This is a genomic window from Lysinibacillus sp. NPDC056185, from assembly GCF_047737915.1.
Lineage (GTDB): Bacteria > Bacillota > Bacilli > Bacillales_A > Planococcaceae > Lysinibacillus.
On the sequence record NZ_JBLLLQ010000008.1, the window covers coordinates 41803 to 55616 of the forward strand.

Sequence of the window (13814 nt, forward strand, 5' to 3'; positions counted from 1 at the left end):
AGGAATTTTTTTGTGGTATTACGAAAAGAAGCTCCAGTATCCAGTAAGGGTGAGTACATGTAACCCAATGCTAGCTAAGTATTTAATTGAGCAGTATGGAGGTGCAGATGGAGAATTAGCAGCGGCACTTCGATATATGAATCAGCGCTATACTATTCCTGATAAAGTAGTGGGTTTGTTGACAGATATAGCTACAGAGGAATTTTCTCACTTGGAAATGATTGCCACGATGGTTTATAAACTTACGAAGGATGCCACTCCAGAGATGCTTAAAGAGGCAGGTCTTGGAGAACATTATGCCAATCATGACAGGGCATTATTTTATCAGAATGCAGCTGGAGCACCGTTTACGGCAACTTATATTCAGGCCAAAGGGGATCCGATTGCTGATTTGTATGAGGATATTGCAGCTGAAGAAAAGGCACGAGCGACATATCAATGGATTATTGATTTATCAGATGACACAGATTTGAATGATAGCCTAAAATTTTTACGCGAACGAGAAATCGTCCATTCTCTACGTTTCAGAGAGGCGGTAGAGATTTTAAAAGACGATATGGATAGCAAGAAAGTCTTTTAATTTTTTCAGCCATTGTTTTCTGTAGCGTCAGCGCAATTATGCCGAAGCAAAATTGATAAAATATAACAGGCTGTTTCAAGGGGAAGCCTTTTGACGCAGCCTCTTTTGATCCCTTTTTCTATTCAATATTTGAAAATACAGTGAGATCCTTTCTATGCCCAATCATAACTAATATATCTTTTTCCTTAATAGTCTCATCAGGAGAGGGTAAAATGGTAATATTACCGTCTCGAACTATGGCAATAACACTGACATTATATTTAGCTCGAATGTCTAAATCTCGTAGATTATGGCCAGCCATTTTTGAAGGAATCATAATTTCCTCTATACTGTATTCTTTTGACAATTCAATGTAATTTAGCATATTCGGTGAAAGTAGCTGATTGGCTACACGTTCCCCCATATCTCTCTCAGGGTAAATAACCCATTCAGCACCCACCTTATCTAAAACTTGTCCATGTCTTTTTCCGAGAGCCTTTGCAATTATTTTTTTGATACCTAGCTCCTTTAATAAGGAGACCGTTAAAATACTTGATTGCATATCAATACCTATAGCAACAATGACACAATCGAAATTTCTTATCCCAATGGAGTTAAGAGCTTTTTCTTCTGTCGTATCAGCAACTACTGCATGCGTAACATATTGTTCGGCATCTTCGACTCTTTCCTCGTTAATATCGATTCCTAAAACTTCATGTCCAGCTTCATACAACTTGCGTGCTACGCTTACTCCAAACCGTCCAAGACCTATAACAGCATATTGTTTGATAGACATTGTACTCATCGCTCCTTTATCATGGTTACCCGATCATTATATTTCCTTTTGGATGACGGAAAGCCTCTTTTTTTCGTCGATTTGTAATAGCAAAAGCAATTGTTAAAGGGCCTAATCTTCCGATAAACATAGTTAATATGATAAGAAGGCGGCCACCAGTTGATAGCTCGGGAGTTAGCCCCATTGAAAGTCCAGCTGTTCCAAATGCAGAAGTAGCCTCAAATAAATACATCATAAAACTATGACGTTGTTCAATAATACTTAAGACAATGGTAACAAGTACGACAATCATCATCCCACACATTGTGACTGTTAAAGCTTTTAAAATCGTTTCATGAATGATTCTACGTCTAAAAAGCACAACATCTTCTTGCCCTTTTAATTGAGACCACATCGTAGCAACTAAAACAGCGAAGGTCGTTATTTTAATACCTCCAGCAGTTGAACCAGAACCGCCTCCGATGAACATTAGCCAAATGATTAAAAATAAAGTTGAATGTGTTAAATCACCAATAGGAAGGGTATTAGAGCCAGCAGTTCTAGGTGTAACTGCTTGGTATAATGAACCAAGAATTTTGCCCCATTCAGATAGTTGCCCAAGGGTTTTACTATTACCGTATTCAAATAAGAAAATTAAAATCGTTGAGCCGACTGTTAAAATAAGCGTTGTTGTTAATACAATTTTTGTGTGCCCTGAAAGTCGTTTCGTTCCGCGGTATTCATATAGTTCATTTATAACAATAAACCCTAAGCCTCCAATCAAAATAAGTGCACAAATAGTAATTACGACGAAAGGATCGTCTACGTACTCTGTTAAGCTCTTATAGCCACCCATTAAATCAAATCCAGCATTATTAAAATTCGATATCGCATGGAAAAATCCGAAATAAAAGGCTTTACCTACAGGCATATCGAATGAAAAACGAATAGATAAAATGAAGCCACCTATAAATTCAATCAGTGCTGTAAATAACAGTATCCGTTTAACTAATTTAACTAGACCAGCAATTGTAACGTTATTAAATGCCTCCTTTAACAAAAGCCTTTCTTTTAAAGAAATCTTTTTTCCTAATAGCAAAAATAAAAACGTCGCGAACGTCATAAAGCCCAGCCCGCCAATTTGGATAAGAAAAAGAATAATTAATTCTCCAAATATCGAAAATGTATCACCGGTATCTACAACAACCAGTCCTGTTACACACGTAGCTGAGGTAGCAGTAAATAAAGCATTTAAAAATGAAAGACCTTTATCATCGACCGTTGCAATGGGGAGCATTAACAAAAATGTTCCGATTGAAATGATGACGACAAAGCCTAGCACAAGTATTTTTGGAGGATTTAATTTATTTTTAAATGTTTTCATTTTTATCTCCCCATTGAACCTTTAATTTAAAACTTTGTATGTTTATGGTGTCCAAAAGCAAGCTGAAAATTCTTAAGGTAAAAAAACCAAAAATTCATCAGATTAATTCGTACACTTTCTATTGACCATTTTTAGACAATACGTTATAATTCTTTAGTACACAGCAAATGGTTATTTGCCTATTTGTGTATTGACGTGTGTTCGGAGGGAGGGAAAGAGAGATGTCAAAAACTGTCGTTCGCAAAAACGAATCGCTTGAAGATGCTCTTCGCCGCTTCAAACGTACTGTATCAAAAAGTGGTACAATTCAAGAAGTTAGAAAGCGCGAGTTCTACGAAAAACCTAGCGTAAAACGTAAAAAGAAATCAGAAGCTGCACGTAAACGTAAGTGGTAATTTAATTTCCCATTAAAAATCCCTACGTTCATAACACGCAATTGTATGATTCACTGAGCAGACAAAGATATACCTGAAATTAATCGCGTGTCGGTTAATTTCAGGTATTTTACTTTAAGCTCTCAAATTACGTACATATTGAAGAAGCCGAATGTGATCCATGAGATTCATTCGGCTTTTATGTTATATACTGATTGTATAAACATAAATTAAAAATTCACGGTATAATAAAATTATTAGGATTTATGAAACTTTTTAGTTAGTCAGTCGTATATACAGGAGAGAAGCATGTTAGAAGGGAGGGAAAAAGATGCGGAGACGAAGAATCCTCAGTTATTTATTAGTTATTTGGATGACATTTTTGTTAGCGTTTCCATTAACATCTGCTTTTGCAAGTAGTAAGGTCTACCACATACCTATTCATGATGAAGTAGAGCGAGGACTTCACGCATTTTTAGAACGAGCTTTTAAAGAGGCGGAAGAAAACTATGCAGAGGCGATTATTTTAGACATTCATACGCCGGGCGGTTTCGTGAATTCAGCTGGTGATATTGCTATGCTAATGGATGCAACGGATATACGTAAAATTGCGTATATTAACAAAGATGCGCATTCAGCAGGTGCCTTTTTAGCCTTACATGCGGATGAAATCTATATGGTGCCAAGTGGAACGATCGGGGCGGCTGCAGTTATTGATTCAGCAGGAAATGCAGCAGACTTAAAGGCTCATAGTGCATGGGTTGCTCAAATGGAAGCAGCTGCAGAATCGAAAGGTCGCAATCCAATCTATGCACGAGCAATGGCTGATGTATCTGTTGATTTACCAAAATTTCGAGCGGAAGAAGGAAATTTATTAACTTTATCTGCCTCGGAGGCAAAAAAAGTTAAATATTCTAATGGGACGGTTTCGAATTTCCAAGATCTTTTAGAAAAAACGCAATTAAATGGTAGTGATATCGTTCCAATTGAACCTACTTTTGCTGAAAAACTTGCTCGTTTTATTACGAATCCGATTATAGTTCCGATTTTATTGTCGATTGCAAGTTTGGGACTTGTAGTTGAGCTATATTCGCCAGGTTTTGGTGTTCCAGGTATAATGGGATTGTCAGCACTTGGATTATTTTTCTTCGGTCATATGGTGGCAGGCTTGGCAGGTTATGAAGCATTACTTTTATTTATTGTAGGCTTAGCGCTTGTTGTAGCGGAATTTTTTGTCCCGGGAGGTATTGTTGGTATTTTCGGCGGTGTGCTAATATTACTAAGTCTAATACTGGCAGGTGCAAACATGATGCAAATGATTATAGCGATTTTCATTGCGCTTGTTGTAGCGATAATAGGAATGGTGATCCTGATGAAATTTTTTGGTAAAAAAATGCATGTTTTAAACAAGCTAGTCTTGATGGATGCGACAACAACGGAAGAGGGCTATGTATCTAACGTGAATCGCACAGAGCTGCTCGGAAAAGTAGGTACAACGGTTACACCACTTCGTCCGGCAGGTACAATGCTATTTGGTAGTGAACGCATTGACGTAGTATCGGAAGGTGGCTATGTTGATGCTGGGAAACATGTAGAAGTTATTAAAGTAGAGGGCTCACGTATTGTTGTGAGACGAACAGAAGAAGAGATGGAGGAATAGTAAATGGATTTTGATTTAGCTTTAATAGGTCCAATTGCAGGGCTAGTCTTATTATTCATTGTTGTCGTGGTATTCTTTACCTTTGTACCAGTGGCGCTGTGGATTTCTGCACTTGCTGCAGGTGTCCGAGTTAGTATATTTACATTAATCGGTATGCGTTTACGTCGTGTAATCCCATCACGAATTGTGAACCCATTAATTAAAGCACATAAAGCAGGTTTACCTGTGACGATTAATCAACTTGAAAGTCACTATTTAGCAGGTGGTAATGTAGACCGTGTTGTAAATGCGTTAATCGCGGCGCACCGTGCAAATATTGAATTATCATTTGAACGCTGTGCAGCTATTGACTTAGCGGGTCGTGATGTATTAGAAGCGGTACAAATGTCTGTTAATCCGAAAGTCATTGAAACACCATTTATTGCAGGTGTAGCGATGAACGGGATTGAAGTAAAAGCAAAGGCACGTATTACTGTGCGTGCTAACATCGAACGTTTAGTCGGTGGTGCGGGTGAAGAAACAGTTATTGCCCGTGTAGGTGAAGGGATCGTTTCTACAATTGGTAGCGCTACTAGTCATACGGATGTTCTTGAACATCCAGATATGATTTCTCAAACTGTATTAGCAAAAGGCTTAGATTCTGGAACAGCATTTGAAATCTTATCGATTGATATTGCGGACGTTGATATCGGCAAAAACATTGGTGCTGAATTACAAATTGAACAAGCACAAGCTGATAAAAACATTGCCCAAGCGAAAGCTGAAGAACGTCGTGCAATGGCTGTAGCGAACGAGCAAGAAATGATTGCACGCGTACAAGAGATGAAGGCAAAAGTAGTAGAAGCAGAAGCTGAAGTACCACAGGCAATGGCAGAAGCTTTACGTTCGGGTAATCTTGGTATTATGGACTATATGAATTACCACAACATTCAAGCAGATACAGCTATGAGAGACTCCATTTCTAAAGTAAGCTCAGATAAATCAGAAACAAATGGACCTAACGAATAAAAAACTGAAAGGAGCAGTACTAATAAATGGAACAATTAATTATATTTGTGATAATTGCCATAGTCAGCTCTATTTTCGGTAAAGCAAAAAAGAAAGAACAAAAACCAATGCCTCCTTTTAATAAGGATTCTCATGTTGATCCACCTATTATAGAAAAAGCAGAGATGTCTTCAGAGCAACGTCCTGCTTCTAAATCACAGAGCTTTGAAGATTTTGCACGTGAATTTTTAGGTGAATGGAAAAATGAGCAATCTAAAGTGGAAGAGCCGAAAAAATTTGTCGAAGAAACAGTGAGTAAGGAAGTTCCAAACTATGCAGCTCCACCGTTAATCCCGACTGAGAAAGTAAGTCGTACTACGAATAGAGAAAGTATCGGTCGTTTGGCAGCTGAGAAAAAAGTTGTGGGAGTAGCTGAATCTCAATCTGCTTTTCAATTGCCAAAATCAAAAAAATCATTAATGCAGGCTGTTGTAATGGCAGAAGTTTTAGGTCCTCCAAAAGCAAAAAGAAAATAACTAGCATGTCCTCCTTTTTCGATGCATATATTGCCGAAGAAGGAGGCATTTTTTATGAGAAAACTATTTCAATTAACGCCACTACTTGAATTATTACAATATGAAACATTAAAAATCATTGGCCCATATCGTTTTCTACATGCTGATGCTTCATCATGCTCTTTTATTTATGCAGACTATCATATTACTGTGCGTGGGAAATCGGTGGAAATTAATGCTCTTAAAGAAGAAATGCTTCATCTTTCTGTAGAGGATTTGCAGGAGCTTCATCTGAAAATGACAAAGGATATGGGTGTGAGCGATAATGTGGAATAATCGGCCAATTATCATACGTATAAAGCGCCATGAAAATGTTCATCCTTTTATTCAAGCATTGCATGCACAACATGTGCCATTAAAGCGGATTGTCTTTCGTGAGCAAGAGGTTGCTTTTGAAACAACGATGCATTATCTACCAAAGATACGCCGTGTACGTAGACGTTACCGACTTAAAATGGCTGTCTATTATTCAGATGAGCTTCAAGTTTTACGAGCGCAGCTTTGGACTTTGCTTGGCCTAGCGTTGATGATATTAATACCATTGCTATGTGCACAGGTTATTTGGCGTATTGATATTAAAGCGGCAACGCCAGAGTTAGAGGTACGTCTAGGAAAGACCTTTCAAGATACATTTCAACTAGAAACACCCATTTCTAAAAAAGACTTACCCTCAGATGCTGTCATTCGACAGAAGCTATTAGAAGGGCATCGAGATCTTTCTTGGGTGCATATTGAAAAGCATGGTGGACGTGTAACTTTACGACCTCAGGAATCCCCGAAACAAACTAAACAAACGAATGAGAAACTAGCGACGCATTTAGTGGCAACAAAAGGTGGCGTTATTACCCACTTTAATATTCAAAATGGTGAACGTAAAATTACAGTCAACGATACTGCTTACGAAGGTGATGTTCTCGTAAGTGGCGTAATTGAAAGTGGTGAAGATCAAGTCTTTGTTGGGGCAAAGGGAGAGGTCTACGCTGATTATTGGCTCGAATGTTCATTTAAAATTCCGAAAAAGCTAACGATGGAAACGCTACAACAGAAGCAGTGGCGTGTATTAGTGAAAGGCATTCATCAAGAAAAAGAAAAAGAAAAAGTTGACTATGTACAAAAGAAAGATTTACCAAGCTGGCTCGATCCGTATGTTTCAATTGTTGAAGAGCAGAACACTAAAAAAGTGCAAGTAGAGCTTGATGAATCCAAAATAGATTCATTGCTCATACCATTACTTCATGAAAAGGTAATACGTTCATTACCTGCTAAAACGGTTATAAAAAAAGAAAACCTTTTACAGGTAAAGTGGGGGGATGGTACAGTTGAAGGGAAAGTTCTATTTTTAGTCAATGAAAACATTGCCAGTCCAATACAAGGCCCACAAGGAGAATGATTATGTCAGAACATTTAACTGTATTACAAGTGGATAATCCAAACGAAGCGGTTATGCTACTCGGAATTTCCGATGCAAATATGAAGTTAATCGAAGAGGCACTACAAGTCCACATTATTACACGTGGTGAACAAATTCAGCTTGCTGGTGAAGAGGATGCAAAGGAACAAGCGACATTCCTTTTACATGCTCTTCTAAAGGTCATTCGTAAAGGAATTAATATTGATCAGCGTGATGTTGCAACTGCTATTGAAATGACACAAAAAGGAACGATTGAATATTTTGCAGAACTTTATGATGAAGAAATTGCACGCACGACGAAAGGAAAGCCTATTCGTGCAAAAACAATCGGTCAACGAGAATACATACAAGCAATCCGTCATAAAGACGTTGTTTTTGGTATCGGTCCAGCTGGTACTGGGAAAACGTATTTAGCGGTAGTCATGGCAACGCAGGCGCTAAAAAATGGGCACGTTAAGCGTATTATTTTAACACGCCCTGCAGTAGAGGCAGGAGAGTCTCTAGGCTTTCTTCCGGGGGATTTGAAGGAAAAGGTAGATCCTTATTTACGACCTCTTTATGACGCTTTAAACGATATTTACGGGACAGAACAAACTCAAAGACTTATTGAACGAGGAACAATTGAAATTGCACCTTTAGCGTATATGCGTGGCCGTACATTAGACGACGCCTTTGTTATTTTAGATGAAGCTCAAAATACGACACATCAGCAAATGAAGATGTTTTTAACGCGTCTAGGCTTTGGCTCAAAAATGGTCATTACAGGCGACAAAACACAAATGGACCTACCGAAAAATACGGAATCTGGGTTAATCGTAGCAGAACGCACACTAAAGTATGTAAAATCAATACATTTCCAAATTTTAGAACAAGGCGATGTAGTACGCCACCCAATCGTAGCAAAAATCATCAAAGCCTACGAAGAACAGCAACTTTAGAATTGCGCTATGCGCAATTCTAAAGTCTGCACCGAAAGTGGAGTGAAACGGAACGACAGGTGCAACGGTTTTAAAAAGTCTGCACCGAAAGCGTAGTGAAACGAAGCGACATGTGCAACGGTTTTAAAAAGTCTGCACCGAAAGCGAAGCGAAACGTAGCGACAGGTGCAACAGAGTTAGAGTAAATGCGACGGGTATAAAAATTAACAAACGTGAAAATACTTGGAAAATGGAAAAATTTGTGACAGCTATACAATTTGTATAGCTGTTTTTTTGCTTTCTTATACATTTTTCGGGAAAAATGTTTTTTGAATTGGTATGATAGTAGATAGATAGAGGAGGTGCCGGATGGAGAAACAATTAAAAAAATTTACAGAACTTATTGGCTTCCGCTACTTTTTAATTGTCGTTCTCATCTTAACAGGAGCCCTACAATTTACTTTTATGTATGGCAATGTTAAAGGTGTTACATATGATTTTAAACCATTACAACTAGCGCCTGAAACAGTACGATCTACTAAAACGATAGAAGATACTTATAAAACACAACAGGAACGAGAAAAAGCAGCGAATGCGGTTGAGCCAGTCTATCAATTTTCTGCGGATGTTGCTAAGCAGCGAGCTGCGATTGTAACGTCTTTATTTGACTATGTTCTCGACGTAAAGGCGGATGTTGAGAGTAGCAAAGAACCTATTCCGATTGCCGACCAAGTGGCGAAGCTGCGCAAAAAGTTTGAATCCATTGATTCAGAGCAAATGCCAATTATCTTTACTGATTCACAGCTAGAGGGTTTGTTAGTACAAAGTGAAGCAGATTTAAAAAGAACAAGTACGCAACTATCAAAATCCGTGCAGGAATATTTGCAAAAATCTATTCGATCAGAAAATGTGTTTGCGGGTCAAAATGATTTTGAGACAAAAATTCGTGGACAACGAGGATATCCAGATAAAATATTTAATACGGTAGTTTTAATTGGACGTACTAGTATTATCGAAAATGAGACGATAAATGAAGAACAAACGAAAATTCGAAAGGATCAAGCGAAGGAATCGGTTGAACCAACTCGAATTCTTCAAGGTCAAATCATCGTACAGGAAGGTCAAATTATTGATAATGAGGCGTTTCGTCAATTAGAACTTCTAGGTATGGTGAGTAATAAAGCATCGATGAAACCGATTGCAGGGCTGATTATTTTAATACTTTTGGAAATGACGTTCATGTTTGTTTTATTTGAACGTTTGGATACAGATGAGCACAAGAAACGTAATGCGTTGTTGGTGACAGTAATTGTTTATGGTTTATCCATCTTGCTGATGAAATTTATAAGCCTAGTTTCTAGTGGCTTCGATGTTACGGTTGCCTTCCTTTTCCCAACAGCTTTGGCAACAATGCTTGTAAGGCTATTAGTGGATGACCGTGCTGCGGTACTTATTACGGTTATGACAGCGGCATCTGCGGGTGTTATTTTTCAGGAGGGTTATTCATCTGTTATGCAGATGGAAATTACACTGTATATAATTTTTGGAGGCTTTGCGAGCTTATTCTTTTTGGGGAGTATGGAAAAGCGTTCGCATATTCTACATGCTGTAGGTGTTATCGGGCTAGTAAATATGTCGTTTATCGCATTTTATTTACTGATGACACAATCTACTTACGGTTTGTCAGAGTTGGTGTATTACTTTATAGCGGCATTGATATCGGCTCTATTATCAGGTGCTCTTACAATGGGTCTTTTACCATTCTTTGAATCAGCGTTTCGTTTATTGTCGTCGCTGCGTTTAATTGAATTATCGAACCCAAATCATCCGTTGCTGAAAAAATTACTAATGGAGGCTCCAGGAACATATCATCATAGTGTAATGGTGGCGAACTTAGCGGAGGCGGCATGTGAGGAAATTGGAGCGGATGGATTACTGGCTCGTGTAGGATGCTATTATCATGATATTGGCAAAACGAAGCGTCCTGCCTTTTTCATCGAGAATCAAATGTCTGGTATTAACCCACATGATTCATTGCCTCCAGAAAAAAGCGCGGAAATTATCATCGCACATACAACTGATGGAGCTGAAATGCTGAAACGTTATAAGATGCCACAGGAAATTATCGATATTGCCTTGCAGCATCACGGATCTAGTCTGTTAAAGTTCTTCTACTTTAAAGCGAAGGAAGAAGGAAAATGTTTAGATGATACAAAGTACAGATATCCAGGTCCGAAGCCACAAACGAAGGAAGCGGCAGTTATTAGTGTTGCAGATAGTGTTGAGGCAGCGGTTCGATCGATGAAAGAACCGAATGCAGAGAAAATTCAAAAGTTGGTACGAGCAATTATTGATGATCGAGTACAAGACAATCAATTTGATGAATGCGATATTTCGATAAAAGAGTTAAAATGTATAGAGCGAGTACTTTGTGAAACGTTGAATGGAATTTTCCACTCACGAATTGAATATCCAAAGGCAGATAAGTAGGAGGATCTATGATTTTAACAATTGATTTTACAGATGAAACAAATGAAGTAGCTGCTGAGCATATGGAGCTTGTTGAAAAGCTTTTACAGCATGCTGCGAAAGTAGAGAATATTGAGCCGGAAACAGAAGTGTCAGTGACGTTTGTTACAAATGAAGCGATTCAAGAAATAAACCGAGAATATCGTGACAAGGATCAGCCGACAGATGTTATCTCGTTTGCCCTTGAGGAGTTAGGTGAGGGAGAAATAGAAGTAACATTTGAAGGGATGCCCCGTGTGTTAGGAGATATTATTATTTCAACGGATCGTACAAAAGAACAAGCTGAGGAATATGGGCATACATTTGAACGAGAACTAGGCTTTTTAGCGGTTCACGGTTTCTTACATCTACTTGGCTATGATCATATGGTGCCAGAAGATGAAAAGGTGATGTTCGGTAAGCAGGATGAGATTTTACAATCTTTCGGCTTAGGACGAGAATAAATGAATGTTCGCAAATTCGTACGCTCTTTTGGGTATGCCTTTAAAGGTATTCTTACAGCCTGTGCTGAGCAAAATTTTATATCCCACTTGCTAAGTGCGGGAATAGTTTTGATTGCTGGCTATTTTACGGAGTTATCACGTATGGAATGGTATATTGTGTTGCTATTAATAGCACTAATGTTTGCACTTGAAATGATTAATACTGCAATTGAACGAGTAGTAGATTTAGCTTCACCTACTATCCATCCACTTGCTAAGCAGGCAAAAGATCTTGCAGCAGGCGCAGTACTTGTATTTGCGATATTCAGTGCTATAATCGGATTACTCATATTTATACCGAAATGGTTTTAAAAATATTACTCGGTCATGAAGTAGTAGCTATTGTGCTGGAGAATTATGATTATTAGGTTCGTCACCAAAAGTTAAGTGATGACATTTGTTAATCCATGCTATAAGTTGATTGTAGTGGAGGCTGGGCGACTCCTTGGGGATCAGCAATAGAGGAACGAAGGCTACCAACATCGTGTTGGCCGCAAGCGAAGCGGCTCATCGGACGCGCCCAGGAAAGCGCCCAGCCGGAACGGAATTCAACCCACGTTATGGTGATGAGCTATTTTTTATTTTATGTAGAGGAGAACATTAATGACAATTGATATGCATGCATTACTAGAAGAATCAAAAAAAGCGCGTGAAAAGGCTTATGTACCTTATTCAAAATTTAAAGTTGGCGCGGCGATTTTAACGAAAAATGGAGAGGTTATTCATGGCTGCAACATTGAAAATGCTGGCTATAGTATGACCAATTGTGCTGAACGTACAGCATTTTTCAAAGCCGTGTCAGAAGGTATTTATGATTTTGAGGCGATCGCTATTGTAGCTGATACGGATGGACCATGTGCGCCATGCGGAGCTTGTCGTCAAGTGATGATGGAATTTTGCAAACCATCTATGCCTGTATATTTAACAAACTTAAAAGGTGATGTCACGGTAACGTCTGTAGGCGAATTACTACCGTTTGCATTTACAACGGAGGATTTAGAGAATGCTGGAAAATAACAATGGCTATAAGTCAGGTTTTATCTCCATAATCGGGCGACCAAATGTAGGAAAATCAACATTTTTAAACCGTGTCATTGGTCAAAAAATTGCGATTATGAGTGATAAACCACAAACAACACGAAATAAAGTACAAGGTGTACTAACAACAAATGATAGCCAAATGATTTTTATAGATACACCAGGAATCCACAAGCCGAAACATAAGCTAGGGGATTTTATGCTAAAGGTTTCTAAAAATACTTTGCGTGAAGTGGATGTTATTATGTTCATGGTAAATGCAGAGCAGAAACTTGGAAAGGGTGACGAATTCATCCTTGAAATGCTGGCGGGTAATCCAACGCCTGTCTTCCTAGTGATTAATAAAATCGATCAAATTCATCCTGATGAATTAATAGGGATTATTGAAAGCTACAAAGAGCGTTATGACTTTGCGGAAATAGTTCCGATTTCAGCGTTACAAGGGAATAATGTAGAAAATTTATTAACTACATTAACGAAATATTTACCAGAGGGGCCACAATATTACCCAGCAGATCAAGTAACAGATCATCCTGAGCGTTTTATTATTTCAGAGTTAATTCGTGAAAAAGTGTTACATTTAACGCGTGAAGAAATACCTCATTCCATTGCTGTTGTTATTGATAAAATTCGCCGTGATGAAGAAAACGAAGATAAAATTCGTGTAGCAGCAACGATTATTGTGGAAAGGGATTCTCAAAAAGGGATCGTCATTGGTAAACGTGGAGCGCTACTAAAAGAAGTAGGGATACGTGCAAGAAAAGATATTGAAATGCTTCTTGGTTCAAAAGTGTATTTAGAGCTTTGGGTTAAGGTGCAAAAGGATTGGCGAAATAAATCAACACATTTACGTGACTTCGGTTTCCGTGATGATGAATATTAACTTATTTCAGCGGCTGTACTAACATCAGCTGAAATAGAGGAACTCAGTCTAAGAACGTCACGTCCCGTGGCAACGACTGAGTGACCAACATCATATTGGCCTAAAGCCTCTGGCAGATGTCACGGAATTATGCCGAGGCATAATTGATGAGATATGCTGTAAACACAAAACAACTTTACAACATTCCTATCTGTCGCTGTAGTTTTAAATGGAGCTGTCCAATAATTTATTGGACAGCTC

Annotated in this window: 15 protein-coding genes; 13 read left to right on the forward strand and 2 right to left on the reverse strand. The window is 38.4% G+C overall.

Features of this window, described 5'->3' with window-relative positions; translation table 11 throughout:
• Positions 1–10 precede the first annotated feature (10 nt).
• Positions 11–580, forward strand: coding sequence for a manganese catalase family protein (locus ACMZ42_RS10280; protein WP_370079427.1), 570 nt, complete (start codon positions 11–13; stop codon positions 578–580).
• 118 nt (positions 581–698) lie between these two features.
• Here the strand turns inward: ACMZ42_RS10280 and ACMZ42_RS10285 are convergent, their stop codons facing one another.
• Positions 699–1355, reverse strand: a complete 657-nt coding sequence (locus tag ACMZ42_RS10285) for a potassium channel family protein (RefSeq protein WP_370079425.1) — start codon at positions 1353–1355, stop codon at positions 699–701.
• A 25-nt stretch (positions 1356–1380) separates the two neighbouring features.
• Positions 1381–2718, reverse strand: a complete 1338-nt coding sequence (locus ACMZ42_RS10290) for a TrkH family potassium uptake protein (protein ID WP_415731389.1) — start codon at positions 2716–2718, stop codon at positions 1381–1383.
• Positions 2719–2939: 221 nt separating this feature from the next.
• Here ACMZ42_RS10290 and rpsU point away from each other — a divergent pair, with 221 nt between their 5' ends.
• The 12 genes from rpsU to era all read left to right on the forward strand — a co-directional run bounded on the left by rpsU (position 2940) and on the right by era (position 13574).
• Positions 2940–3113, forward strand: a complete 174-nt coding sequence (gene rpsU, locus ACMZ42_RS10295; RefSeq protein WP_004227078.1) for a 30S ribosomal protein S21 — start codon at positions 2940–2942, stop codon at positions 3111–3113.
• Between the two features lie 310 nt (positions 3114–3423).
• Positions 3424–4752 carry an NfeD family protein gene (locus ACMZ42_RS10300; RefSeq protein ID WP_415731390.1) on the forward strand — a complete coding sequence of 443 codons (1329 nt, stop codon included), beginning with the start codon at positions 3424–3426 and terminating at the stop codon, positions 4750–4752.
• 3 nt (positions 4753–4755) lie between these two features.
• Complete coding sequence (gene floA / locus ACMZ42_RS10305; RefSeq protein WP_415731391.1) at positions 4756–5760, forward strand: flotillin-like protein FloA; 1005 nt, start codon at positions 4756–4758, stop codon at positions 5758–5760.
• 26 nt (positions 5761–5786) lie between these two features.
• Complete coding sequence (locus ACMZ42_RS10310) at positions 5787–6275, forward strand: hypothetical protein (protein WP_415731392.1); 489 nt, start codon at positions 5787–5789, stop codon at positions 6273–6275.
• 54 nt (positions 6276–6329) lie between these two features.
• Positions 6330–6590, forward strand: a complete 261-nt coding sequence (locus ACMZ42_RS10315) for a hypothetical protein (protein ID WP_370079415.1) — start codon at positions 6330–6332, stop codon at positions 6588–6590.
• Positions 6580–7704, forward strand: coding sequence for a sporulation protein YqfD (locus tag ACMZ42_RS10320; protein WP_415731393.1), 1125 nt, complete (start codon positions 6580–6582; stop codon positions 7702–7704). The genes ACMZ42_RS10315 and ACMZ42_RS10320 overlap by 11 nt, the downstream gene beginning before the upstream one ends.
• A gap of 2 nt (positions 7705–7706) precedes the next feature.
• Positions 7707–8663 (forward strand): PhoH family protein, encoded by a 957-nt coding sequence (locus tag ACMZ42_RS10325; protein ID WP_370079411.1) that lies wholly within the window; start codon positions 7707–7709, stop codon positions 8661–8663.
• A gap of 348 nt (positions 8664–9011) precedes the next feature.
• Positions 9012–11132, forward strand: a complete 2121-nt coding sequence (locus ACMZ42_RS10330; RefSeq protein ID WP_415731394.1) for an HD family phosphohydrolase — start codon at positions 9012–9014, stop codon at positions 11130–11132.
• Between the two features lie 8 nt (positions 11133–11140).
• Positions 11141–11614: an rRNA maturation RNase YbeY gene (gene ybeY / locus ACMZ42_RS10335; protein WP_370079407.1), complete on the forward strand. Its 474-nt coding sequence runs from the start codon at positions 11141–11143 to the stop codon at positions 11612–11614.
• Positions 11615–11965, forward strand: coding sequence for a diacylglycerol kinase family protein (locus ACMZ42_RS10340; protein WP_370079405.1), 351 nt, complete (start codon positions 11615–11617; stop codon positions 11963–11965). It begins immediately after the preceding gene.
• Between the two features lie 291 nt (positions 11966–12256).
• Positions 12257–12670, forward strand: coding sequence for a cytidine deaminase (locus ACMZ42_RS10345; protein WP_142509859.1), 414 nt, complete (start codon positions 12257–12259; stop codon positions 12668–12670).
• On the forward strand, positions 12657–13574 hold the full coding sequence (era, locus tag ACMZ42_RS10350) for a GTPase Era (RefSeq protein WP_370079403.1): 918 nt from the start codon (positions 12657–12659) through the stop codon (positions 13572–13574). The genes ACMZ42_RS10345 and era overlap by 14 nt, the downstream gene beginning before the upstream one ends.
• Positions 13575–13814: the final 240 nt, after the last annotated feature.

What these genes read in the sequence shown, in the direction of transcription:
- ACMZ42_RS10285 (WP_370079425.1), bottom strand. Translation starts at nt 1,355, where the DNA reads ATGTCTATCAAACAATATGCTGTTATAGGTCTTGGACGGTTTGGAGTA.
- ACMZ42_RS10290 (WP_415731389.1), bottom strand. Translation starts at nt 2,718, where the DNA reads ATGAAAACATTTAAAAATAAATTAAATCCTCCAAAAATACTTGTGCTA.
- rpsU (WP_004227078.1), top strand. Translation starts at nt 2,940, where the DNA reads ATGTCAAAAACTGTCGTTCGCAAAAACGAATCGCTTGAAGATGCTCTT.
- ACMZ42_RS10300 (WP_415731390.1), top strand. Translation starts at nt 3,424, where the DNA reads ATGCGGAGACGAAGAATCCTCAGTTATTTATTAGTTATTTGGATGACA.
- floA (WP_415731391.1), top strand. Translation starts at nt 4,756, where the DNA reads ATGGATTTTGATTTAGCTTTAATAGGTCCAATTGCAGGGCTAGTCTTA.
- ACMZ42_RS10310 (WP_415731392.1), top strand. Translation starts at nt 5,787, where the DNA reads ATGGAACAATTAATTATATTTGTGATAATTGCCATAGTCAGCTCTATT.
- ACMZ42_RS10315 (WP_370079415.1), top strand. Translation starts at nt 6,330, where the DNA reads ATGAGAAAACTATTTCAATTAACGCCACTACTTGAATTATTACAATAT.
- ACMZ42_RS10320 (WP_415731393.1), top strand. Translation starts at nt 6,580, where the DNA reads ATGTGGAATAATCGGCCAATTATCATACGTATAAAGCGCCATGAAAAT.
- ACMZ42_RS10325 (WP_370079411.1), top strand. Translation starts at nt 7,707, where the DNA reads ATGTCAGAACATTTAACTGTATTACAAGTGGATAATCCAAACGAAGCG.
- ACMZ42_RS10330 (WP_415731394.1), top strand. Translation starts at nt 9,012, where the DNA reads ATGGAGAAACAATTAAAAAAATTTACAGAACTTATTGGCTTCCGCTAC.
- ybeY (WP_370079407.1), top strand. Translation starts at nt 11,141, where the DNA reads ATGATTTTAACAATTGATTTTACAGATGAAACAAATGAAGTAGCTGCT.
- ACMZ42_RS10340 (WP_370079405.1), top strand. Translation starts at nt 11,615, where the DNA reads ATGAATGTTCGCAAATTCGTACGCTCTTTTGGGTATGCCTTTAAAGGT.
- ACMZ42_RS10345 (WP_142509859.1), top strand. Translation starts at nt 12,257, where the DNA reads ATGACAATTGATATGCATGCATTACTAGAAGAATCAAAAAAAGCGCGT.
- era (WP_370079403.1), top strand. Translation starts at nt 12,657, where the DNA reads ATGCTGGAAAATAACAATGGCTATAAGTCAGGTTTTATCTCCATAATC.